The sequence below is a fragment of the Saccharopolyspora sp. NPDC002376 genome (assembly GCF_053593195.1).
Genome location: NZ_JBSFBZ010000017.1, coordinates 25,066 through 48,067, shown reverse-complemented (window position 1 = coordinate 48,067; position 23,002 = coordinate 25,066). Strand labels below are relative to the sequence as shown.

Annotated in this window: 21 protein-coding genes; 7 read left to right on the top strand and 14 right to left on the bottom strand. The window is 67.8% G+C overall.

The window, feature by feature from the left end:
• From ACWCO2_RS14255 to ACWCO2_RS14245, 3 genes are all read right to left on the bottom strand, one after another.
• Positions 1–1,573, bottom strand: a 1,573-nt coding sequence (locus tag ACWCO2_RS14255; protein ID WP_450128162.1) for a dynamin family protein, incomplete at its 3' end; no start/stop codon positions are given.
• The gene (locus ACWCO2_RS14250; RefSeq protein ID WP_450128161.1) at positions 1,570–3,384 is read right to left on the bottom strand and encodes a dynamin family protein; all 1,815 of its coding nucleotides are present in this window, start codon (positions 3,382–3,384) and stop codon (positions 1,570–1,572) included. The genes ACWCO2_RS14255 and ACWCO2_RS14250, both read right to left, overlap by 4 nt.
• Before the next feature lie 153 nt (positions 3,385–3,537).
• Positions 3,538–4,968 carry an IniB N-terminal domain-containing protein gene (locus ACWCO2_RS14245; protein WP_450128160.1) on the bottom strand — a complete coding sequence of 477 codons (1,431 nt, stop codon included), beginning with the start codon at positions 4,966–4,968 and terminating at the stop codon, positions 3,538–3,540.
• Positions 4,969–5,233: 265 nt separating this feature from the next.
• Between ACWCO2_RS14245 and ACWCO2_RS14240 the strand changes: the two genes are divergently transcribed.
• Entirely contained in the window at positions 5,234–6,616 is a 1,383-nt protein-coding gene (locus ACWCO2_RS14240; RefSeq protein ID WP_450128159.1) for an Hsp70 family protein, read from the top strand.
• A gap of 19 nt (positions 6,617–6,635) precedes the next feature.
• Positions 6,636–9,071, top strand: coding sequence for a helix-turn-helix transcriptional regulator (locus ACWCO2_RS14235; protein ID WP_450128158.1), 2,436 nt, complete (start codon positions 6,636–6,638; stop codon positions 9,069–9,071).
• A 53-nt stretch (positions 9,072–9,124) separates the two neighbouring features.
• Here the strand turns inward: ACWCO2_RS14235 and ACWCO2_RS14230 are convergent, their stop codons facing one another.
• Positions 9,125–10,189, bottom strand: coding sequence for an alpha/beta hydrolase (locus tag ACWCO2_RS14230; RefSeq protein ID WP_450128157.1), 1,065 nt, complete (start codon positions 10,187–10,189; stop codon positions 9,125–9,127).
• A gap of 168 nt (positions 10,190–10,357) precedes the next feature.
• Between ACWCO2_RS14230 and ACWCO2_RS14225 the strand changes: the two genes are divergently transcribed.
• Both ACWCO2_RS14225 and ACWCO2_RS14220 read left to right on the top strand, forming a co-directional pair.
• A complete protein-coding gene (locus tag ACWCO2_RS14225) occupies positions 10,358–10,912 on the top strand; it encodes an NADPH-dependent FMN reductase (RefSeq protein ID WP_450128156.1) in 555 nt (184 codons plus the stop codon).
• A gap of 116 nt (positions 10,913–11,028) precedes the next feature.
• Positions 11,029–11,511 carry a Dps family protein gene (locus tag ACWCO2_RS14220; RefSeq protein WP_450128155.1) on the top strand — a complete coding sequence of 161 codons (483 nt, stop codon included), beginning with the start codon at positions 11,029–11,031 and terminating at the stop codon, positions 11,509–11,511.
• Between the two features lie 8 nt (positions 11,512–11,519).
• On the opposite strand, the gene ACWCO2_RS14215 is transcribed toward ACWCO2_RS14220, so the two are convergent.
• The gene (locus tag ACWCO2_RS14215) at positions 11,520–12,053 is read right to left on the bottom strand and encodes a DUF3558 family protein (RefSeq protein ID WP_450128154.1); all 534 of its coding nucleotides are present in this window, start codon (positions 12,051–12,053) and stop codon (positions 11,520–11,522) included.
• 283 nt (positions 12,054–12,336) lie between these two features.
• Entirely contained in the window at positions 12,337–13,410 is a 1,074-nt protein-coding gene (locus ACWCO2_RS14210; RefSeq protein ID WP_450128153.1) for an NADH:flavin oxidoreductase/NADH oxidase, read from the bottom strand.
• Positions 13,411–13,522: 112 nt separating this feature from the next.
• On the opposite strand from ACWCO2_RS14210, the gene ACWCO2_RS14205 reads away from it, so the two are divergent.
• The gene (locus ACWCO2_RS14205) at positions 13,523–14,194 is read left to right on the top strand and encodes a class I SAM-dependent methyltransferase (RefSeq protein ID WP_450128152.1); all 672 of its coding nucleotides are present in this window, start codon (positions 13,523–13,525) and stop codon (positions 14,192–14,194) included.
• A 141-nt stretch (positions 14,195–14,335) separates the two neighbouring features.
• On the opposite strand, the gene ACWCO2_RS14200 is transcribed toward ACWCO2_RS14205, so the two are convergent.
• From ACWCO2_RS14200 to ACWCO2_RS14175, 6 genes are all read right to left on the bottom strand, one after another.
• Positions 14,336–16,168, bottom strand: a complete 1,833-nt coding sequence (locus ACWCO2_RS14200) for a prolyl oligopeptidase family serine peptidase (RefSeq protein ID WP_450128151.1) — start codon at positions 16,166–16,168, stop codon at positions 14,336–14,338.
• Between the two features lie 151 nt (positions 16,169–16,319).
• Entirely contained in the window at positions 16,320–16,802 is a 483-nt protein-coding gene (locus ACWCO2_RS14195; protein ID WP_450128150.1) for a DUF1203 domain-containing protein, read from the bottom strand.
• A 118-nt stretch (positions 16,803–16,920) separates the two neighbouring features.
• The gene (locus ACWCO2_RS14190; RefSeq protein ID WP_450128149.1) at positions 16,921–18,120 is read right to left on the bottom strand and encodes an MFS transporter; all 1,200 of its coding nucleotides are present in this window, start codon (positions 18,118–18,120) and stop codon (positions 16,921–16,923) included.
• Positions 18,121–18,254: 134 nt separating this feature from the next.
• Complete coding sequence (locus tag ACWCO2_RS14185; protein ID WP_450128148.1) at positions 18,255–18,566, bottom strand: ArsR/SmtB family transcription factor; 312 nt, start codon at positions 18,564–18,566, stop codon at positions 18,255–18,257.
• A gap of 486 nt (positions 18,567–19,052) precedes the next feature.
• Positions 19,053–19,853: a DUF4231 domain-containing protein gene (locus ACWCO2_RS14180; protein WP_450128147.1), complete on the bottom strand. Its 801-nt coding sequence runs from the start codon at positions 19,851–19,853 to the stop codon at positions 19,053–19,055.
• A gap of 259 nt (positions 19,854–20,112) precedes the next feature.
• Positions 20,113–20,601, bottom strand: a complete 489-nt coding sequence (locus ACWCO2_RS14175; protein ID WP_450128146.1) for a hypothetical protein — start codon at positions 20,599–20,601, stop codon at positions 20,113–20,115.
• A gap of 493 nt (positions 20,602–21,094) precedes the next feature.
• Here ACWCO2_RS14175 and ACWCO2_RS14170 point away from each other — a divergent pair, with 493 nt between their 5' ends.
• Positions 21,095–21,592 carry a hypothetical protein gene (locus ACWCO2_RS14170; protein WP_450128145.1) on the top strand — a complete coding sequence of 166 codons (498 nt, stop codon included), beginning with the start codon at positions 21,095–21,097 and terminating at the stop codon, positions 21,590–21,592.
• 14 nt (positions 21,593–21,606) lie between these two features.
• On the opposite strand, the gene ACWCO2_RS14165 is transcribed toward ACWCO2_RS14170, so the two are convergent.
• Positions 21,607–21,798 carry a MerR family DNA-binding transcriptional regulator gene (locus ACWCO2_RS14165; protein WP_450128144.1) on the bottom strand — a complete coding sequence of 64 codons (192 nt, stop codon included), beginning with the start codon at positions 21,796–21,798 and terminating at the stop codon, positions 21,607–21,609.
• 112 nt (positions 21,799–21,910) lie between these two features.
• Between ACWCO2_RS14165 and ACWCO2_RS14160 the strand changes: the two genes are divergently transcribed.
• A complete protein-coding gene (locus tag ACWCO2_RS14160) occupies positions 21,911–22,105 on the top strand; it encodes a hypothetical protein (protein WP_450128143.1) in 195 nt (64 codons plus the stop codon).
• A gap of 69 nt (positions 22,106–22,174) precedes the next feature.
• Here the strand turns inward: ACWCO2_RS14160 and ACWCO2_RS14155 are convergent, their stop codons facing one another.
• Positions 22,175–23,002, bottom strand: coding sequence for a glycosyltransferase family 2 protein (locus tag ACWCO2_RS14155; RefSeq protein ID WP_450128142.1), 828 nt, complete (start codon positions 23,000–23,002; stop codon positions 22,175–22,177).

Here is a 23,002-nt window from a genome sequence, read left to right as displayed (position 1 = left end):
CTTGTGCTTGCGCTGCCTGAGCTTGCGCGGACTGTGCTTGTGCGGACTGTGCTTGTGCGGACTGTGCTTGTGCGGACTGTGCTTGTGCTTGAGCCGCCTGAGCGGGTTGTTGTGGGGTTTGGGCTTGGTTGAGGATCAGGCGTTCGCAGCTGCGTAGGACCGTGCGGACCGCTTCGCGGTGGATGCGGTCGTGCAGCGGGTTCACCGACTGCACGCGCCAGCGCGCCAACGCCGCTGCCGCGTCGTCGGCCAGGTCCGCCGTCAGCGCCGTCTCGTCGCGGCCCAGCCGCTCCTGCGGGCTGGCGCCGAACGCGCCCAGCAGGCGCTTCGCCTCCGCCTGGAGCGGGCGCGCGAAGCGCACCTGGCCGGAGTCCAGCTCGGACAGCACTCGCAGCTCGTTCCACTCGTGCGCATTGGCCAGCAGCCGCTCGAACTCGCCGTGCAGCTGTTGCACCCCGGGACGAGGATTGGCGCGCAGCACCATGTCCACCGCCAGCAGCGCCGAACGGGCGCGCAGCGCGTCCTGGCGCTCCACGAACTGCTGGTGCACGGTTTCGTGTAGCGAGTTCAGGCCGCTCTCTTCGAGTAGCGCCGACCGCAGCTTCTTCGGCTCCGTCGTGCCGCTGCGCAGCAGCGTCAGCGCGCGTTCCAGGCCGAACTGGCCGAACCGCTCGAACAGCTGCTGGCGAATGGCCCCGGGGATCGACTCGATCTTGCTGTTGATGAACCGGTCCGCGGACAGCAGTAGCGCTTCCAGGTCGTTCTGGGACAGCCGGGCGAGGTTGCCCAGGGCGGTGAACTCCTCGTCGGTCATGGTCGCCGCCGCCTGCCCGAGCAGGCCGACCACCGGGATCAGGTGCTGCGCGAACGAGCGCAGCGTCGGGTCGTTGCGGTAGCTCTCGGCGATCCGCTCGGCGGCCTGCAGCGCTTCCGGGCCGCCGCTGCCGGTCTCGTCGGCGCGGGAGAACGCGACGATCGTGCTGATCGGGACGCTGCGGGCGGTTTGCAGTTCGTTGACCGACTGCAGGAACTGCAGGTCCGTCTGGCGCGGGTAGCGCGTCAGGTACAGCACCGCGTCGGCCTCGGACAGGATCTGCGCCAGCGCTGATCGCCCGGTCTCCTGCACCGCGGCCGAGGCCACGCCCGGCGTCTCGATCAGGGTGATCGCCTGCAGCCCGGGAGTGGGTGATTCGATCACCAGTCGCGAGACCTCGTCGGGCCGCCAGTGCTGCAGGTCGCGAATGGTGCTGGCATCCAATGTGGACACCGGAACGTTCTGCACCGCGCCGTGCGGGGTGTGGATCAGGATCTTCGGCTCGGGCCCGTACTGGTAGAACGTGCTGACCTGGGTGCGCTCCTCGGCGTCGGTCGGGGCGAGCTCGGCGCCGACCAGCGCGTTGATCAGCGTCGACTTGCCCGCCTTGACCCGCCCGCTGACGGCGATGCGCAGCGGTTGGTCGAGCCGTTCCAGCCGTCCGCGCAGCCAGGTCGACGTGCGCGGGTCGTCGCGGTAGAAGGTCATCGTGCGGATCAGCAGCGCACGGGCGCGGTCCAGCAGTGCTTCGCCCGTCATGCCGCGGTGATCCGCTTCTGGGTGAGCATGGTGACCTGGCGGCGCAGCGAGGTGATGTCCTCCAGCTTCTGCCGGATCTCCCGCGCGCGCTGGTCGCGGTCCACGGCGCTGCGCTCGGCGGAGCGCTTGATCTCCTGGATGGACCTGCTGACCTCGTTCTGGGCGTCTTCGGTGATCTGCATGTAGTGGCTGTGCAGTCCTCGGTGCACGGTGCGGATGGTGGTCTTGGCCTCCCGGTTGACGTGGAAGATGACCTGCTCCACGTGACGTTGGACGGAGGTCTTGACCTCGGCCTGGCGGCGGCGCAACCGCGAATCCTTCTCCTCATCGAGGCTCTTGACGCCGATCAGCACGCCCGCCGAGATCGACACGACGTTGAACAACCCGAGACCCAGGCCGAGCGAGGTCATCATGCCGAACATCAGCACGCCGCCGTAGGAACCGCGCAAACCGGTGAGGAGCTGGTCGGACCGTTTGTACTCGGAGCGTGCCGGCAGCTTCACCTCCGGCACCTCGTCCAGCGGGTCCGGCGGCCGGATGCGGTCCAGCTCAGGGGCGTTGGCGCCGTGCTCGGCGCGCATCTCCTCGGCGACGGCCTCGGCGAGTTGCGCCCGCCGCTCTTCCAGCCATTGGAAGGTTTCGACGATGGCATCGGTGAGCCGGTCGGCGAGCCACTCGCGGAACTCGTCCCAGACCACCAGCGGGTCGGCGGTCTCGAAGATCTCGTTGGCCTCGTGCATGACGGCCCAGCTGCGCTCGCGGAAGTCGAACTCGATGTCGGCGTAGAGCTCGGAGATGCCGTCGTTGAGCGCCTTCTGCCAACGGTTGGAGACGCGGCGCAGGTCTTCTGCGCGGCGCTGCGCGGTTTCCAGCTCGACCAGGGTTTCCGCCGCGGTGCGCGGATTCTGCGCGGCGAGTTCGGCTTTCAGCGAGTCGTTGACCTGGGTCAGCGCTTCGGAAACGTTGTGCGCGACCAGGCGCCGGGTGAATTGCTCGTGCTTGCCGGCCAGTTCGGTCTGCAGGTATTCCAACAGCGGTGGAAATCCGGATTCCGCGTTGAGCGTGCTGTTCTTGGCCTGCATCGCGCGCATCCGGATGTTGGACGAAACCGGGAAGAGCTTGGCCGAGATACCCGCGTTCTCCAGGTGTCTCCGGTTGACCTCGAGGACCTTTCGCCAGTGCGGCGTGCGATCGATCTTGGGCAGCACCAGCGCGACGTTCGGGCACAGTGCGGTGGCCTGCTTGAGGAACGAGAGCTCGTTGGTGGTCAGTTCCTGGGTGGCGTCGGAGACCATCAGCAGCGCGTCGGCTTCGGCGACCACGGCCAGTGTCGTGGCGGTCAGCGACGAGGACACGCTGCCGACACCGGGCGTGTCCATCAGCGCGAGCCCGTTTTGCAGCACAGCGCGCGGAATGCCGACTTCACCCCGGGTGACGGGACGTCCTAGTTCGAGCGCGCGGTCCAGGTGTTCGCGGACCTGCTCGATCGGCACCGGCATGCGGTCCAGCGCTGCCGGGCCCTGCCGCGGTTCGTGCTCGATGAGCAGCGCGGTGGGTTCGTCGGCGTAGCGGACGAGGGTGGGCACGGCGGTGGTGACGTCGTCGCCGGAAGCGCACACCGGGGCGTTGACCATTGCGTTGACCAGCGCGCTCTTGCCCTGCTTCGATTCGCCGACGACCAGCACGAGTTGGGTCGGATCCAGCACTCTGGTCCGGATTTGGCGCAGGCGGTTGTGCAGATCCGCGCGCTGCTGCTCGAAGCATTCCGCAGTCGCGCGATCGATGAGTTCCACCAATGCCGTCTCGATCACGGCGTCGATTGTGGCGGCTCGTCGCGAATAGATAAACCCGATCGGTCGAACTCACACTTTTTTGGTCGCCCACCGTCGTCGAAAAGCTGCGGAAATGCACCGAATGCCGGGATCCGCACTCGGCGGATCCCGGCATTCAGTCGCTCACTGCGTTCAGAGCAGGCCGTGGTCCAGCGGCAGCGCCGAGGTGGCGGTGTCGGCGACGCCGCCGACGAGGTCGCCGGCGACCGGCAGGCTGCTGACGGTGTCGGTGACGGTCTCGAGCGGGGCGGCCGGGACCGCGGAGGTCACGTCGTCGACCGGCAGCACGGAGGTCACGTCGTCGAGCGGCAGGGCCGAGGTGACGTCGTCGACCGGCAGAACCGAGGTCGCGTCGTCGATCGGCAGGGCGCTGACGTCGCCCGAGCCGGCGACCGCGCCGACCGCGTCGCCCACGACCGGGACGTTGCTCGCCACGCCGCCGACCACGCCGACCGCGTCGCCCACGACCGGGACGTCGCCCGCGATGCTGGTGACGTTGCCCGCCACGCCGCCGACCACGCCGGTCACGTCGGTGATGTCACCGGTGAGGGCGGTGTTCGCGATGTCGCCCACGACCGGGGCGTTGGTCACGGTGTCGCCAACGTTGGTGACGACGTCGCCGACGACCGGGGCGTTGGTGGCGATCTCGCCGACCTGGCCCACGACGTCGCCCACGACCGGGGCGTTCGCGACGATCTCGGTCACGTTGCCACCGTTGAGGTCGCCCGCGACGTTGGTGACGTCACCCAGGATGTTGACGACGTTCAGGTCGCCCGCGATGTTGGTGACGTCGCCGGTGGAGACGTTGCTGACCATGTTGGTCACATCGCCGTAGACCGTGGAGCCCGCAGCGGCGGTCAGGTCGACGGTGGTGTCGAAGACGTGGTTGGCGGTTCCGTTGATCTCGGTGACCGAGCCGTAAACCACGTCACCCGCGACGCCGGCGACCTCACCCAGGTCCAGGCTGTCGCCGACCTGGCCGACGGTGTTGCCGACGATGTTGCCGTTGCCGTTGCCGATGCTGATGTTGTTGTCGCTCAGCACGTGGTGGATGCTGATCAGGTTGTGCGAGTCGTTCTGCTCGATGTCGACGTCGACGTCGGTGTTGTTGGCCGGGGCCTGCGGCTCGGGCAGGTTGGCGTCGACGTCGTTGTCCTTGCCGAAGTCGGCCGGCTGAGGGGTGTTCTGCAGCATGCTCTGCTCTTCCTGATCTAGTGGATGTGCGGGATGCAGTTCGTTGAACGCGACAGCCTGGGAGCTCGCAGCGAACTTCTCGACGCTGCTCTGGAGTGAGCGCCCGTACTCCGTCACCACCTCGACCGGTGCGTAGTCGAGGACCAGCGACGTGGCGTGCAGGACGTCCGTCGCGCTCATTGCCCCGAGTCCGGCCTGATCCAGCGTGGCTTGCGGATCGGCGTCGAAGGCCGACCGGGAAGCCGGGTCGCTGACGAGGCGCGTGAGGAACTCGTACAGCGTCGGCTGGTCCGGCAGGCCGGCGGAGTGCGTCCCGGGGTCTGGAGTGGAGGACTCGGCCCGATCGGTCGCGTGCTGAGGGCTCGCCATCGTTGGGCCTCCCGATGCTCAGCTTGCTCGCCTGCGGATTCCGAGTGAGGAAACGAGGTCCTCACCCCTGTGGCGATCACGCTATTGGGTGGAAGCCCCCTAGTCATCGGGTACGACTCCTAGTCACGGAAACCTCTATTAGGGGATCCACTAGGTGGCCCGTTAGGGGGTGATGCGGGGTGTCCGATACCTCTGCGTAATCGATCGCGCGCTAAATTGTGTCCACCCTGCCCCGCCACCGGTATCGCCCGATGGTGGCCGATCGATGACCCGAAGGGATTGCATGCCTTACGTCCTGGGCGTTCATCTGGGTGCGACGGCGACGACTGCCGCCATCGCCCGCCGCGACGGCAGCCGCTGGGCTGAGGCGACGCCGGTCCCGCTGGCGGCCGGGCCGGTGGTGCCGACAGTGCTGTGCAAGGTGCAGGACGGGTCGTTCGTGGCCGGGGAAGCCGCCCAGCGGCAGGAGATCGCGCACCACGAGTGGGTGGCGAGAGGGTTCACCGCGAGACTCGGTGACGACCTCCCGCTGCTGGTGGGCAGCGATTTCGTCCCCGCCCAGCGCCTGGTGGCGACGATGGTCGAGTGGGTCGCCGACGCGGTGGCCGGCAAGCAGGGGCATCCGGCCGAGCACATCGCGATCGCGCACAGCGCCACCTGGGGCCCGCACCGGATCCGACTCGTGCAGCAGGCCCTGGCGCAGCTCGGGCTGAACGAGGTCACGATGGTGCCGGAACCGCTGGCGGTGGCGCTGGACTACGCCGCCAAGCAACGCGTTCCGGAGCACGAACCGATCGCGGTGGCCAACATCGGCGGCAGCGGGATGGACGCCACCGTGCTTCGTCGCAGGCAGCGCGGGTTCGAGGTGGTCGGTTCCTCGCTGGCCGCGGAGCACCCCAGCGGCCAGGACCTGGACGACGAGATCTTCGGTGCGGTGCGCGCGGAATTCGGCGACCAGCTCGACGCCCTGGACCTCAGTGATCTCAACCACCGGGCGGCGCTGGCCCACCTGCGCGCCGAGTGCGTCCGGGCGAAGGAAGCGCTGTCGCACCAGGCCGGGGCGCAGATCCGGGTGGAACTTCCCGGTGTGCGCACCGAGTTCGCGATTTCCCGTGCCCGATACGAGAAACTCGTCCGGCCTCACCTGGAGCGGGTGCCGGAACTGGTCCTGCAGGCGGTGCAGTCGGCGACGTTGTCCCAGGACGATCTGGACGCGGTGGTGCTGGCCGGTGGCACGGCTCGGGTTCCGCTGCTCAAGCAGCTGGTCGCCGAGCGGTTGACGGTGCCGCCGCAGGTCGACGTCTCGCCGGAGCTGGCGGCGGCCAGCGGTGCTGCCTCGGCCGCGGTCCAGCTGCTTTCCACTGACAGCGAAGAGGGTTTGGTCTCCGAGACCAGCGTGCTGGTGCGCATCGAGGGGTCGGACTTCGACGAGGAGGAGGCCGAAATCCCGGAGGCGCCGCGGCCGCCGGTCGAGGTGGAGCCGATGCCGTTGGATCCCCCCGATGAGGATCGCAAGCGACGGTTCAAGATCATTAAGCTGTCGGTGGCGGCCGTGCTGATCATCGGCGGCCTGCTGCTCACCTTCCTCGGGCCGAATCCTCCGACGGGTGGCGGCTTGTCAGGGCTCTTCCAGTACATGCGCCAATGACGCAACAAGGACTGCAGGCGTGAACCATTCGACGACCTCCCTCCTGGACGGGCACGCGGCCGGGCTCCGGTCGGCGGTCGCCACGGCCCCGACCGCGCCCATCACCGCAGGTGTCCAAGGCCCTGGCGGCTACGGCAAGACCGCGCTGCTGGCCGAACTCGCGCACGCCTACCGCGCCGCCGGGGTGCCGGTGCTCGGCGCGGCGGACCTGGATCGGGCGAGCGAGGGCGCGGTGCTGGTCGACGACGCGCACCGGCTCGACCCGTCCGTGCTCGGCCAGCTGGTCGAGGTCGCCCGGCAGCCGGGAGCCCGTCTGCTGGTCGCCTACCGGCCGGGTCCGCGTCCCGACGCGCTGGCCGAGCTGATCGGTGAGCTCGGTGCGCCGGTGCTGCTTTCCTCGCTCAGCCAGGAAGAACTCGCGGTTCAGGTCGGAACTGCTTCTGCGGACTGGATTCGCTGGTTGCACGCGCAGACCGGTGGTGTTCCCCGCTACGTGAGTCGGGTGCTGGCCGCTGCTGAGCCGGGTGTCGCGCAGCTGCCTGCGCGTGCGCTCGACCAGTTCCAGCACGACCTGGATCGGCTCGGCGAGGCCGGCCGGGCGAGCGTGACGGCGATGGCGGTCGGTGCGACCCCCCACCCGGACCTGCTCGCGGCGCTGCTCGACCTGGACGCTGCGACGGTCGGCGCGGCGCTGCTGGCGGTGCGATCCGGGGGCATGGTGGTGGCCGACGACGTGCTGCTGCCGATCGTGCGGGAGGCCGTGCTGCGGCTGACGCCGTGGGAGCGCCGACTCCAGATCACCCGCCGCCTGGTCGAAACCCAGCTGGCTCGGGGTGGTCCGGTGTTGCCGCTGGTCAGCCCGCTGCTTGGGGCTGAGATCGCGTTGCTGCCGGAAGCGACGCTGGCCAAGGCTTTTGAGCAGGCCGGGCAAGAAGCTCTGCTGGATGCGCCGAAGTTGGCGCCGCGCCTGTTCGATGCGGCTGTGTCGGCGGGTGCGCCGGCTGCCTCCGTGGGCGCGCGGCGGGCGCGGGCCGCAGCCGTGGCGGGGGAGCTGGACGAGGCGTTGCGGCTGGCCGATCAGGTGATCGTGGACTCCGCGGTGCCGGACCGGGAGCTCGGTGTGCAGGTCGCGGCGAGCGTGCTGGCGCAGCGCGGACTGCTGGAGCGGTCCGCGGAGATGTGCCGCTGGTCGGTGGGACGGCTGCGGTGGCCGGGTGACCGGGAGTTCGCGGCCGTCGGTCTGATCGGGGTCGGGCGGTTGGCCGATGCCGACGACGTGCTGGGTTCGTCCGACGACGCCGGTCCGCCGACGTCGATGACCGGCGCTGCTGCGCATTTGGCCGCTGGAGTTCGGGAATCCGTCACCGGATCTGCCTCCGCTGCGCTGTCCGAGTTGGTGCGCGCGGCGTCGTTGTCGGAGCCGGTGGGGCGCGGTGTGCTGCTGCCGGATTCGCCTGCGTCGGTGGCGGCGCTGGTCGCCCTGCACTGCGGTGAACTGGACGTTGCCGAGTCCACATTGGACCGGGCGGTCGGTGCTGGCGCGGGAGGTCCACTGCTAAGAGACCGGCATCGCCTGCTGGCGGCGTGGTTGCCGCTGGTGCGCGGCGACACGGTGGCCGCGCGGGCGAAGCTTCCGACAGGGGCCATGGCCGCGCGGGATCGGCTGGTGGCGACCGCGATCGAAGCCGGAATCGCCAGCCGGGACAACGACATGGCCGCGCTCGCCGCCGCACGCGGGCAGGCCCGCCAGGTCGTCGCCGAGCACTCGGTGGACCTGTTCTCGCTGATGCCGCTGGGGGAGCTGGTGGTCGCGGCGGCCCGCCTGCGCGACCTGGACTGGATCGACCCTTACCTGACCGAGGCGTTGTCCCTGCTCGAGCGCCTGGACAACCCTCCGCTCTGGACGTCGATACTGACGTGGAAGCGCCTGCAGGCGTCGATCGTGCTCGATGAGCTGGACACGGCCCAGCAGCGCTCGGCGGAACTGTCCGGCATGGCCCACCACAACCCGCTCGCAGCAGCGATGGCCGAAGCTTCTCGAGTATGGCTGGGGATCCTCGCTGGTCAGGTCGACCAGGACGAAGTTGAGCGGACTGCGCGGGCCCTACATGCAGCCGGTCTCGCCTGGGACGGCGCCCGCCTGGCAGGCCAAGCGGCGATCCGCACGACAGACCGCCGCGCGATGCCTGCTCTCCTGGAGTGCGCCCGAGCGTTGCAGGGCAAGCCGCCACGTCCACGCGCAGTGCGCGGCGACGAGAACGGCCTGCTCAGCGAGCGCGAGAAGGAAGTAGCCGAACTGGTCCTAGCGGGCCTGACCTACAAGCAGGTCGGCAAACGCCTCTTCATCTCGGCGAAGACCGTGGAACACCACATGAGCCGGATCAAACAGCGGCTCGGCTGCGCCAACCGCGAAGACCTCCTCAACCGACTCCGCGAACTCCTCGGCACCCAATGAGCACTTTCTGGCGCCATAACCCGCCATAGCACCAGAAAGTGCTCACGGGGAGGTCAGAGCTTCTGGAGGGAGAGGCCGGCTCGGAGGGATCCGACGATCTCGAAGAGGGCCTCCTGGAAGCGGGTGCCGATGGTGCGGAGGTTGGCGAAACCGTGGATCAGGTCCGGGAATCGGCGGCTGATCACCGGAACGCCCGCCTCGGCCAGTCGGGCCGCGTAGGCCTCGCCCTCGTCGCGCAGCGGGTCGAAACCGGCCGTGACCACGCACGCCGGAGGGAGCCCGCTGAGGTCCTCGGTCAGCAGGACCGACAGGCGCGGGTCGTCGCGCAGGCTCTCGTCGGGCTGGTAGTGGTCCATGAACCAGCTGAGGTCCGCATCGGTGAGCAGGAAGCCGCGGCTGAACAGCTCCCGCGAGCGGCGGCGCGTGGTGGCGTCCACCGCCGGGTAGAGCAGCAGCTGGAACGCCGGGTCGGCCAGGTCAGACCGAGCGGCGATCTGGCACACCGCGGCCGCCATGTTGCCACCCGCGCTGTCCCCGCCGACCGCGATCGCGTCGCTGCTGGTGCCCAGGTCGGCGGCGTTGTCGACGGCGTAGCGGTAGGCGTCGAGGCAGTCGTCCAGCGCGGCCGGGAAGCGGTGTTCGGGCGCGAGCCGGTAATCGACCGACAGCACTCGGATACCGGCGTGCTTGGCCAGGAACCGGCACACGTCGTCGTGGCTGTCCAGGTCGCCGGTGACCCAACCGCCGCCGTGGAAGAACACCAGCAGCGGGCTGATTCCGGTGAGCTCCCGCGGCCGGTACAGCCGGGCGCCCAGGCCGCCGTGCTCGGTCGGGATCTGCCGGTCGGCGACCACCACCCCGTCGATCGGCGCCGAGTTGATGCGGGTGGCCCGGCTCATGCCCGCGCGGGCCAGCTGCGGCGTGGGAGCCGTGAGCTGTTCTTGTCCGCTGAGCTTCTGCAGCTTGAGCAGCAACTGGGCGTCCAGGGCGAGTTCCTGGTCGTCCAAGCGGATGGGCGATCCGGCGATGAGCCGACGCACGGGGCGGGGTAGGGCGAAGATGCCGTGGACCGCCGCGACCTCCAGCATCGGTCGCACCTGTTCGAGGACGTTGGGCATGGGCGTGGACCTTCCCGGGAAGGCAGCAGGGTGGAATCGAGGCTACCTGCTAGTAGGTGTGTTTCAGGACACCGCTCGCGGCTTTGACCTCGACCCGACTCGAAGTCGTAGCGTGGCGTGGTCCGCCGGGGAAGACAGGCGCGGCGAGCAGGTGGAAGGATCTGTGCAATGACGGTGACCGTGGTGGGAATCGGCGGCTCGGTGCGGCCGGACTCGCAGTCCGAGCGCGTGCTGCACGCCGCGCTGGCGGGGGCCAGGGAGGCCGGCGCCAAGGTCCACGCGATCACCGGAAGCAGCCTCGCCCTGCCGTTCTACGACCCGCACCTGACCGAACGCACCGACAGCGCGCTGGAGCTGGTGGAGGCGCTGCGCAGCGCCGACGGCGTCATCCTCGCCTCGCCCGGCTACCACGGAACCGTCTCCGGCCTGATCAAGAACGCCCTGGACTACGCGGAGGACCTGCGCGACGACGAGCGGCCCTACCTGGACGGCCGAGCGGTCGGCTGCATCGGCATCGCCCACGGCTGGCAGGCCACGGTCACCACGCTGCAGGCGCTGCGCTCCGTCGTGCACGCGCTGCGCGGCTGGCCGACTCCGCTCGGCGGCGCGGTCAACTCCGCCGAAACGCACTTCGAGGCCGGCGGCGAATGCGCTGATCAGAAGGTAGCCGGCGTCCTGCGCACCATCGGCCACCAGGTAGTGGACTTCGCCACTCGCTCCTGAGCGAGTGGCTGTCGCTGCCCGGTTTGTGGCTCCTGGGCGCTCCGAAGTGCGGGGGGTGCTCGGTACGCAGGACCCTCGGGGCGAGGTAGCTCGCGTCCGAGGAGGTTGCGCCGATCATGGCCCAGAAGTCTCCGATCACCAGCCTGCTCAACGACCAGGACCAGGACGTCACCGGCAAGCTGCTGCAGGCGACGCTGCTCGACCTGATCGACTTGCACCTGGTGGCCAAGCAGGCGCACTGGAACGTCGTCGGCCGCTTCTTCCGCAACGTGCATCTGCAGCTCGACGAACTGGTCGACACCGCGCGCGGCTTCGCCGACGACGTCGCGGAACGCGCTGCGGCCATCGGCGTCGCACCGGACGGGCGGGCCGCGACGGTGGCCGCGGGCTCCGGGCTGCCGAAGTTCGAGCCGGACTGGCGCAGCGACAAGTCGGTCATCGAGTCGATCATCGACACGCTGGGCGAACTGGTCCGCCGCCTGCGCGTCCGCATCGACGAGTCGGACAAGACCGACCTGGTGACCCAGGACCTGTTCATCGCGGTCGCCGCGGACCTGGAGAAGTCCCACTGGATGTGGCAGGCGCAAATCGCGTCCTGACCGCGGCACTACGGCAGGTTGGGCTCCAGGACCTGGGCGACCTGCAGGGCCTTCTCGCAGGTCTCGGCGTCGGCCGGGCCGTTGTCAGCGGTGTACTTGATCTCCACCGAGACCGAGCCGTTGCCGGCCCCGACGATCTGACGGCACCAGGAGAACTCCGCCCCGCTGGGCACCGCGCTGATCCCGGGGTGGGCGCCGACCTGGTTCGGCTCGAAAGCGCTGAAGCCGCCGCGCTGCGTCTGCCAGGCTGCCAGGTCGGTCTGCTCTGCCTTGGAGATCCGCAGCAGGTACTCGTCGTCGCCCCGGAAGTCGCAGCCGACCTCGCCGTTCTCCTCGACCGGTTCTCCGGCCTCGGTGACTCCGACGTGCTGGAGATCGCTCTGGGAGAGCGCTGAGCACGGGTCGAACGCGGCCAGCGACGGGCCGACGAACGGTTCCCCGTCAGCCGGAGGCGCGCTGTTGTCCGAGCTGGGCCCGCACCCGGTGAGCAGGAAGCCGGTGACGGTCAACGCGGCTGCGGCTGTGACTGGTGTTGTACGCATGCCCATCTTCACGTTCTAGGAGTTCTTGGGGTGAGGCTACGCGAATCGAACACCCCCGGGGCAACTTCGAATGAGAACTCCGGGTGTCACCTGATCCGGTCCGACGCCTGCGGACAGGCCGTCCTCCCTGTGGACAACTTCCGCGATTTCAATGAGATGTTCCATTTCCATTGAAATCGCGTCACCACGGGGTTCGCTCAACACCGGAAGTCCGCAGTGGACGTAACTGGAGGGGCGTCTTTCGCCGGTGAAGTCGGCGAAAGACGCCCGCTGCCTCGGGAAATCAGATGCGGCGGGCTAGCTCGTACTGCTTCGGCCAGATGTTGTCCGCGTGCAGCCGGTCGGCCGCGCGGAGCGGCCAGTGAGGGTCGCGGAGCAGCTCGCGACCGAGCAGGACCGCGTCCGCCGAACCCGAAGCGACGATCTCCTCCGCCTGCTCCGGCGAGGTGATCGAGCCGACCGCCGCGGTCGGCACGTCCGTTTCGGCACGGACCTGGCGGGCGAAGCGCACCTGGTAGCCGGCGCCGATCGGGATGTCGGCCTTCGGCACCGCGCCGCCGGTCGAGACGTCCACCAGGTCGACCCCGCGCTCGGCGAGCATGCGGGACAGCCGCACCGAGTCCTCGCCGGTCCAGCCGCCCTCGATCCAGTCGGTCGCCGAGATCCGCGCGAACAGCGGCCGGTCCGCCGGCCACGCCTCGCGGACCGCATCGGTGATCTCCAGCAGCACCCGAACCCGGTTGTCGAAGTCGCCGCCGTAGCGGTCGGTGCGGTCGTTGACCAGCGGTGAGTAGAACTGGTGCGCCAGGTAGCCGTGCGCGAAGTGCAGCTCGATCACGTCGAACCCGGCCTCCTCGGCCCGGCGCGCGGCCGCCGCGAACTGGGCGGGCAGCTCCGCGACCTCGGCTTCGGTCAGGGCGCGCGGCGCGGCGAGGTTGCCGAAGGCGTTGCCGGTCGAGCTGACCGTCTCCCAGCCGCCCTCGGAGGCCGGAACCGTCTGCCCGCCCTCCCACGGCGCGGAGGTGGCCGCCTTGCGCCCGGCGTGCGCGAGCTGCACGCCCGTCGCCGCGCCCTGCGCGTGCGCGAAGTCGTTGATCCGACGCCAGGCCGCGACCTGCCCGTCGTTCCACAGGCCGGTGTCACCGGGGCTGATCCGGCCTTCCGGGACGACGGCGGTCGCCTCGGCGATGATCAGCCCGGCGCCGCCGGTGGCGAACTGGCCGAGGTGCACCAGGTGCCAGTCGTTCGGCACGCCGTCGGTCGCGGAGTACTGGCACATCGGCGAGACCCAGGCGCGGTTGCGGATGGCGAGGTCGCGCAGCTTGATCGGTTCGAAGAGATGGCTCACGACAGGCATCGACAACCGCGCGGAACGAGATATTCCGACCCGCTGGTCATCTCACATTCTGGTCAGCTGACTGGGTCAGAATCCCCTGGTAGACGGCCTGCGAGCCGCGCATTCTGCGGGTATGACACCGAGGGCCCAAGCGATGCGCGTCCGGTGCCACTACAAGCGCGAAGACGTGCCCGCGCCGGTGGAGATGCTCCACCGCTTCCGCACCCTGACCGGCAAGCGAGCGGCCGGTCGGGTCCTGGACATCGGCGCGTTCGCCCCGGAAGACCTGCTCGGCTACCGCCACGTCCGCCAGCTGGCGCTGATCGGCGAGACCCCGGAAGCCAGCCGCGCCCGCAGCGACCTCGCGGTGGATCAGATCGACGCCGACCCGGAGCAGCTGCCGTTCCCGGACGACACCTTCGACGCGGTCGTCGACCGCTTCTCGCTGTGCTGCGCGGTGGAACCGCCCGCGGTGCTGCTGGAGGTCAGCCGAGTCCTGCGCCCCGTCGGGCTGTTCCTGTTCCTCGAACACACCCGAGCGCCCGGCGTGGTCGGGCAGGCCCAGGACAAGGCACAGGAGATGCTGCGGGGAACCCGGCGCTGCAGCCTCAACGTGGAAGTCCTGTCCCAGGTGCAGCTGGCGGGGATGGTGGTGCGCCGCGCCGACTGGTTCTGGCCCGCAGCGCACGTGCGCGTCCCGCTCGTCCAAGGCGTCGCCACCCACGCCGACCCGCAGTACGAACGAGAACTGAGCTGGCTCCGAAGCTCCCGCCGAGCTGGAGAACCCCCCTGGCCAGAGCGGTAGCGCCAGGGGGCTCCAAATTTCCCTAAAGTTGGATACCCACCACAGCCCGGCACCGAGGTCGGGGGAGTTCCAAATTTCCCTAAAGTTGGGAAGTTCCGGCTCGGCAGACCCCGCTGGGCAGGGTCGGCCGAACCGGGGTGATCAGCCCAGACCGACGGCGCGGCGGGCGAAGTGGATCTCCGCCGCCACCTGGCGCAGCGTCTCCGCCACCACCAGCGAACCGTGGCCCGCGTCGTAGCGGTAGAACTCGAACGGGATGTCCCGTTGCCCCAACCGGTCCAGGTAGTTCAGGATCTGCTGGATCGGGCAGCGCGGGTCGTTGTCCCCGGCCAGCACCAGCGTCGGCACCCGCACCTGGTCCACGTAGGTGATCGGCGAGGCCTTCTCATACACCTCCGGCACGTCCTCCGGCGCACCGCCGAACAGCGCGCGGTCGTAGGCCCGCAGCGGCTCCATCTCGTCGGCGTACGCCGAGACGTAGTCGGCAACCGGAACACCGGCGACACCGCCGGCCCACCGCTCCGGCTGCGTGCCCAGCGCCAGCAGCGTCAGGTACCCGCCCCAGGACGCACCAGCGACGACGCTCAGCGACGGGGTCGTCAACCCGGCCTCGACAGCCCAGTCGTGCACCCGCGCGACGTCCTCGAGCTCGGTCAGCCCCGGCCGTCCCTCGATGGCGTCGCGCCAGGAGGAGCCGTAGCCGGTGGAGCCCCGGTAGTTGAGCTCCACCACGGCGAATCCGGCGTCCAGCCAGGCCGCGCGGTAGGCGGAGAACCGGTCCTCGTCGGCCGCGTGCGGACCGCCGTGCAGGTTGAACACCGTCGGGATCGGCCCGTCCCCGGTGTTGGCCGGGCGAGCGACCAGCGCGTGGACGGTGTCGTTCGGCCCGTACGGCACCTCGACGAACACGTCGGTGACGGCTTCCGACCCCGGCGGCCGGTCACCGGGCGGGGTCAGCAGGACCTGGTCCTCGCCGTCCGCGGAAACCGTGCGGATCAGCGACGGCGCCGCCGCCGACGACCACACGTACTCCACCGCGTGGTCCGGCCGCACCGACGCACCCGCCACCGTGCCCGGCGGCGTGGCCAGCTCGGTCAGCGTCTTCTCCGCCAGGTCGTAGCGGTGCATGGTGGTCCGCGCGTGGTGGGTGTGCGCGATCAGCAGCGACTTGCCGTCCGGGTACCAGTCGGCCGAGACCTCGCCGGGCAGGTCGAGCTCGATCTCGGTCTCGGTGTCCGCCGCGACGTCCCAGACCAGCAGCTCCTCCTTGCCGCGGCGCTCGTGCAGCACCAGCAGCCGGGGGTCGCCGGTGACCGGCGCGAACGCCAGCGCGTCCAGCCCCTTGCCCGGGCCATCCCATTTCTCGGTGACCTCGGAGCCGTCGGTGCGCAGCACCCGCAGCGCCGGGTGGCGGCTGTCGCCGTGCTCGGAGTGCGAGATCACCAGCATCGACTCGTCCCAGGACATCGCGGACAGCCCGCCGTCCTGCTCGTGCTCGTAGAGCACCTCCGGACGGCCGTCGCGCACCACCCACACCGTCACGCCGTCATCGGTGGACATCCCCATGCCGATCACCGACCGGCCCAGCTCCAGACCGGCCGGGTAGCCGGGGTGCGTGTCCGGCAGCGCGGGCTTCGCCTCGCCCGAGGCGAACGGCTCCACCCGCCAGCTGCCGAACTCGTCGCCGTCGGTGTCGTCGAACCACCAGATCTGCTCGCCGTCCGCGGACAGCGTGCCGTGGAACGTCCCGTTGGGACGGTCGGTGATCTGGCGGTGCTTGTCCGCGTCGCGGTCCCACGCGTAGAGCTCCCAGGTGCCGCTGAAGTTCGACACGTACAGGCTGCGCTGCGGGGCGTCGCGGGCCCAGTCCGGCAACGACACGCGCGGCGCGCTGAAGCGGGCCCGCCACCGAGCCTCCCGCTCGGGGTCGTCGAAAAGCTTCTCGGGGATCTTCGCCTCGGGGTAGGTGCTCACGCCTCGATACTGCCCGATGGCACCGCCGCCTGAGGAGCAGGTACAGCATCACCCGTTCACCTGAAGTGGGGACGATTTCGCGAGAAACGCCCCACCCGTCACTCGGGTGAACGTCGATTTCTCGCGAAACTGCACACCCTTCGGGGTTACGTCAGCGCCGGACTTCGAACAGGAAGCAGCCGAACTCCACCGCCCGCACGTGCACCAGCGCGATCTCCGGGTCCAGCAGGAGGTCGTCGGCCGCGCGCTCGGACAGTTCGGTGTTGCCGTCGAGCAGGATGCCGCCGAGGATCCGGCCGTCGTTGGAGTAGTAGCGCAGGACCCGCCGAGTCCCACGCAGCGCTTCGGGCCACTCCGGGGAGGCCGGTCCGTCGCAGCTGTCGGCGTGGATGAAGACGGGCCCGACCTCCTCGTACGCGCCGGGGTCAACCCCGGCGTCCCGAGCCCAGCGCCGCAGCGGAGCGTAGGAGACCAATGCGATCCGCTCGCCCGGCTGGCTGCGGCGCAGACAGCAGCGCAGCGGGTCGCCGAACTCGTCTTCTTCGATGTAGGTGGACGGTGCGCGCCCGCCGTCGTCCAGCTTGCGGAGTTCGTCGAGCACGATCGGTTCGATGGGCATCACCTGGAAAGCCATGCCTCGATCCTGGTCGCCGAAGAACCCCGAAGCTGGCGGAAAACAGCCCCTTCGCTCCCGAGCCTCAGTGCCGTCATGTGCGCGGCGCCGGCGGCCCCGCGTTCCGGCGCAGCAGCTGTCAGTCGACCTTGCTCGCCGCCAGCGGGGCCTGCACCGTGCGTCCTGCGCCGGCACGCTTGTCCAACGCCAGGCGCAGCAGCACGACCGCAAGCGCGGCGAGAGTGAACCCGATTCCGACCCAGGGGAGCGCGCGGGCGTTCAAGGCGGTCAGCGCCCAGCCTCCGACGGTCGTGCCCACCGTGATGCCCAGGTTGGAGAACGAGACGAACAGGCTGTTGCCGAACTCCGGCGCGTCCGCGGTGTCCCGGCTCAACCAGCTCTGGCAAACGATCAGGCCGCCGGAATGCACGGCTGCCCAAAGCGCGACGATCGCGATCATCGGCGTGAATCGAGCGCCGAGGGCGAAGACCAGCACGTAGCTGACGACGCAGAGCACGAGGAAGATCGGCACAGTGCGGACGACGCCGCGCCGCAGCAGTGCTGCGAAGCCGAAATTGCCGAAGATCATCACGACGCCGAACACCAGAAGCATCGCGCTGATCCACGTGCCGTTCATGCCGGTGACGGTGTCGAGGTATTCGGCGAAGTAGCCGTAAACGGAGAACAGCGCCGCGAACACGAGGACGATCGACAGGATCGTCAGCCAGATTCGGCCGCCACGCAGCACGCCGACCTGGCGTCCGTAGGAGAGTCGCTCGCCCACTGGCATCGCGGGCAGGAACAACAGGATGCCGATGAGACCGAGCAGGTTGACGGCCGCACCGAACCAGAATGCGACCGGGAGCGAGAAGTGGTCCGCCAGGTAGGAGGTGAGCGGCACGCCGAAGGCGAAGCCCGCGGTGACGCCGGCGAACACCCGTGCGGTCGCACGGGCCGCGTCCGCCGATCGCCCGAGCCTCCCCACGGTGGCCAGTGCGACGGAGAAGAAGACCGGGTGCAGGAGAGCTGGGATGATCCGGAAGGCGAGCGTCAGCTCGAAGTGCGTGCTGAGCGCGTAGACGGCGTTCGAGACGGCGAAGACGCCCATGGTCGTCGCCAGCACGGCTCGGCGGTCGATGCCGGCGGCCGCGAGGGTCAGGAAAGGGCCGGACAGGGCTACGACGAAGGCGAAGGAGCCCACGAGCAGCCCCGCCGTGGATGTGCTGACCTCCAGCCTGGCTGCGACCTGTGGCAGCACGCCGATGATGCCCATTTCGGTCGTGATGATGCTGAACACGCCCAAGGCGAGCGACAGAACGGTGAACAAGCTTCTTCTCATGATCATCTTTCTGGTGCGAGACCCCTGGGCGCCTTAACTACATAACGCGGTTTCTAGATATGTGAAACTGCAGCGGAGTCTTGACGGCCTGCAGGGCCCTGCTTCAGGGCCCTGTCTGCTGGCGCGGGCCGGGGTCAGAGTTCGTCGCGGATGTGCGTGGCGAGCGCCTCGATCGTTCGATCGTTGCGCCGGTAGTACGTCCACTTGCCGATCCGCTCGGACTCCAGCAGGTCGGCGTCCTTCAGCATCTGCAGGTAGCTGGACACCACGGACTGGGAGAGCCCGGACCGGGCCTGGATGTCACCGACGCAGACTCCGATGTGAAACCCCAGGCCCTGTTGGCGGTAGGCGCTCTCGTCGAAGTGCTCCGCCGGGTTCTTCAGCCACTGCAGGAACCGCAGCCGCGTCGGATTGGCCAACGCCTTGAATATGGCCAGGGTGTCCACAGTGCTCCTGCTAGCTCGCCGCGCAAGTACATATCTATATTTCTCGATGCGTAGGAGCGTGTCAACCGGGGTGTGGACCTGGACACTGAGGTTGTTCCTGGGGGAAGGTGCGAGAATGAGTCGAGGGGCTTGGTTCACGCTGTGAACCAAGCCCCTCGACTTCTGTCGGGGTGGCGGGATTTGAACCCACGACCTCTTCGACCCGAACGAAGAACGAGATGTGGTGCTACCTGCATGGTTGTGCACCAGTGCAGGTCAGGCTATTGGCATGCATTGGTCTCAGGAGGTGTGATCCGGCCTCCGGGGCAAGATCGTCTCCCAGATTTCTCCCGGCCGTCGTGGGCCTGAAGCTGTGTGGCAGCGAACGCCGCGACCAGTGAATGGCCGCCATGGGCCTGCGCAAGCGCCGAGCAAAGCCGCGCAGCCACGCCGCCGAAGGCGGCTTGACCACCCTGTAGAGCTCATTTCGGCAGCTACATGGCTTGGTTAGCCGCGTTCCTCGCCCTTTTGGGGAGATTGTTCCAGTTGCAATTCGCGTTTGCGTTGCTCTTCTTTCAGGCGCTCTGTGTAACGCGCAAAGCGTTCGAGTCTCTCCTCTTCAGTGGCATCGTCCGCGAAGTCGTCGAGTTTAAATTGCGCAGCGGTGTAGTGCTTTTCGATTTCGTCGGCAGTAGTCTGGAGACCTTGTCCGCGTTCGCGGAACTTGAAGTAGGCGGTAAGTCCCGCTGAAATTGTAACAGTCGCGCTTAATGCTGTGGCGATTAGCTGAAGTGTCGAAAACTCTCCTGCTCCGGATATGGCTGTAAATGTTGAAGCTAAAGCAGAAGCGACAATGATGATACCTTGAAAGGAGTTGTTTATGCGGCGATTTCTGGAAGCTCGCTGGCGGTAGTGGTCGATCCAGTCAAGTGCGCTTTCTCGGTAGATACGAAGAGTTTCCGGGGAGTCTAGCGGCAGTCTTGCGGCAAGAGTTTGTTTGTCATGGGCGAGATTTCTGACGGTGAGCGTCTTGTCTGTAATCTCGGGACTGTTTCGCCATGCCAGCCAGAATCCGAGTGCCATCAAGAATAAGACGGCGAAAAGGCTGACATATTGCGTTATTACCGGCTGTTCTCGCCATAGTCCAATTACGACTGAGTACCCGAGGAGGAGTGCGAGTAAGCTGCTCGCAATTACCATTCCCCAGTATGCGCGCTGGCTAGATTTGTGTCGAGAAAGCTGATTTGAGGCTAACTCGTACTCTTTGACTTTTTCTCTGTAATTGTGAAGGTTGGCGTCTTGTTCCATTTTGCTCCTTGGCTTGATGTTTCGCTGAAAGATAACCAAAACGGCGTCCGCGCATGTCTATTTCGCGTATTGGTACCGCCGTTTGGGTGTGGTGATATTGATCATGCGGGCAGCGAAACTTGGCACGACAGACCGCTTCCCGGATGATGATCGACGGCATAAGCTTGTCACTTGCCGGGAGCGTCTGGCGCGGTTTCCCGTGGCCCGTTCAAGTCTGTGCCGAGCTTGCCCCTTTCTCGCCACCGCCGCTCCACGGTAACTAACCGGCGAAGGCGTGAGGGGCGACCAGTGCGAGGATGGCGCACGCAAGGCCAACGGCGCCGAAGAGCCCGATACCAAATTGCCAAAGACGGTACGAGCGCCAGCGAGCGGCGAACCCTGGGGCTCCAAGATTGAGCTCCCAAGCGAGTCTGCGCCGATGTTGATGAACGACGTCCAGGCCGTGGCGCTTCTCGAACTCCTCAAGCCATTGGCTGTCTACTCGTTCATGCCATCGGTGCTTAGCCATAAGCTGCATGGTCAAGACGGAGACAAGTGCGGCGAGGCCAGACGCGAGAATTCGAGACAGTCGCCCTGATTCATGGCCGAGCGTGATCGTCAGGAGAAACGCCTGTGCCGTAAGCCCAAGTGCCGGAACTTGCCACATCAGTGTGTCGTATTGCGCCCTCCGTTGGGCGACCGCCTGATAGGTAGCCAGTGACCATTGCTTTTTATCTTGCTCTCCATCAGGCACACGCCGTTGGGCCATAAACCGATCCTTTCGACGGGGACGCCCCGGGGGACATCGCCGCTTCAGCTTCTCTCGGGCTACGGCAAGACGCCACGCCATCCATCGCCCTAACGGACGTCCCTGCAGGGTGAGCGAGCTCGGTCACGGACTTCCAAATAACGAAGCTGATCACCACAACGCGCTCACAGCGCCAGACTGCGTCCGGCAAGCAGAGCCGAACCAAGGCCTTGGTGTCCTACATGCCCGCCACCGACGCGGCGAGAACCCCAAGGGCCTGCCCGTGCGGACGGAAGGGTGGCCAGGCTACGGCTGACACGCCAGTCCGCCAACATCGATGATGACTCGCCGCCGGGTAGGTCCTTCCTTCCCGGGAACGCTATTTCAATCAGTCTCAGGCGATCTGAGGGCGCGAAATTCAGCCCGCTGCTGCGCCTCAGCTGCCCGTTCGGCCACGCTCGTGCGTCGTCGCCCCAACAGGCCGAATTGCGTCGATCGAGCCCACAATGGCCGCATGGACGCCGATCACTTGCGTCAACTTGAACTGACCAGAGCAGAGCGAGCAGCCATGGACCGGCCGAAGCTGGAACATAAACGCCCTAGCGGCGTGGACGACTCCACGGTGGTTGCCGTCGGCAAGCTCAGCGAAGCGTTGGAAACCGTCGAGCGAGCACGCGGCCACCTCTACGAGTTCCACCAGCTGATCGGTTCCGGTGCGGCCGCTCTCTGTGAGGCTGTGGCAGCCCTGAAGGAGTGCGGCCATGGAGAGTTGGCCGACACGATCGAACGCGAACTCGTTGGCCGCAATGTCATCCCAGGGCGATGGACGTTCCAGGTCGTCGAGGAATTCGACGACGGTTACTGGGCCTGCTTCCGCGAACACGAGCGGCGAGTTCGTGACCTGCTGCTTCAAGGTCGGCGGCACGTTTTCGAAGCCGAGATGAAAGAGCGGGAGCGGAGCATCGACGAGAGCGGCCTACCGCTACCGGGGCACGAGGCAACGCCGGATTGATGTCGATCGCGGGGTCATTCCTCCGGCTTGGCCCGCAGTTCGCGGATCTGCTCGCGAACTTGTTCGACATCCCAGCGGTAGTGCCCACCGAGCGTCGTTTCCGTCGGCTTGAGCAGGCCTTCGCGGACGTAGCGGGCCACGGTGCGCGGGCTGATTCCAAGCTCCCGCGCCAACTCACCCGAGGTGACCAGCCGATTCCGTGTCACACAATCGACTGTCGCAGTTGACGCGTTTGTCTTCCTGTCGGCAGACTCGTTCGCGTCGTAAGACTTGATTGGCTTGCTTGGCGCGTTTGTCTCGATTTTTGGGGGTCTGACCATGGCCAGCCAGGCGTGTTCGCTCGCAGTGCTTCTTCGCGCGGTTCAGTGGGAGCTTGACGAAGCGGCGTTCGAGATCGGCGGCGGGCGATACAGCGAGGAGCAACGGGCAACGCTCGCTGACCGCCTTGACCAACTCGCGACCGTCCTGCGTACCAATGGCCAGCTCGCCATCGTCGACGAGACGAGCGCCTGAGCCTGCGCGAACAGAACGGCCGTCATGGTGCGCTGCGATGTGCACCATGGCGGCCGTGTGGGAATCGGCTCAGCGGCCGGGGTAGTCGGCCTTCGGGATGAGCTTCCCGACCTCGACCACCTCAACCGGGGTTCCATCCACGGCGGGCGCGTTCGGCTCTGCCGCGAAGATCCCGGCAGCGCGGACCGCGGCTGCGCGCTGAAGGGCGATCCTTCGGCCGGCACCGCCCCACGCCTTCCAGGCCTGCGCCTTGTGGGTCTGGTTGGGGTGTTGCCGGTAAAGCCAGGTCAAGGCGGGGGCGTTGTAGCCGTCGACCACTTCGGACAACGCCGCGAGCATCACCAGGTCGTCATCCGCAGGGGAAGCGGCCCAGCCGCCAAGAGCGCGGAGGGTCGCGGTGCGCATCATGAGCCCGGCGCAATGAATCGGCCAGTTCCCGCCGTTGTCGGCGGCCCATGCGTTGACGCGGCCTGCCGGGACGACGCCGTGGTCGAGCATCGACCTGAACGAGGCACGACTGCCATCCGGCATTAGGTCGTCGGCCTGCCCGATCGCCCAGTGAATCGAGGGGTCGGCGAACCGCGGAATCAAGGTCGTGAAGGAGCCAGGCAGCAGGATGTCGTCGTGGTCGAGGATCTGCACCAGGTCGCCGGTCACCCTCGACAGCGAGAGGTTGCGGGTCATCGCGAGGCCGAGCTGCGCTTCGTTGGCTTCATAGCGAGCGAAGTCGAGCCCGTCGAACTGCGCGGCCAGCGACGGGGCCGGCCCGTCTTCCTGCACGACCCATTCGAGCTCCCAACCGGTTGGGAGCTCTTGAGCCTTGACGCTCTCGATCGTGTCGCTCAAGTAAGTCGCGGTGGGGCCGTACGCTGCCGTGACGATCGAAATCCGGGGCAT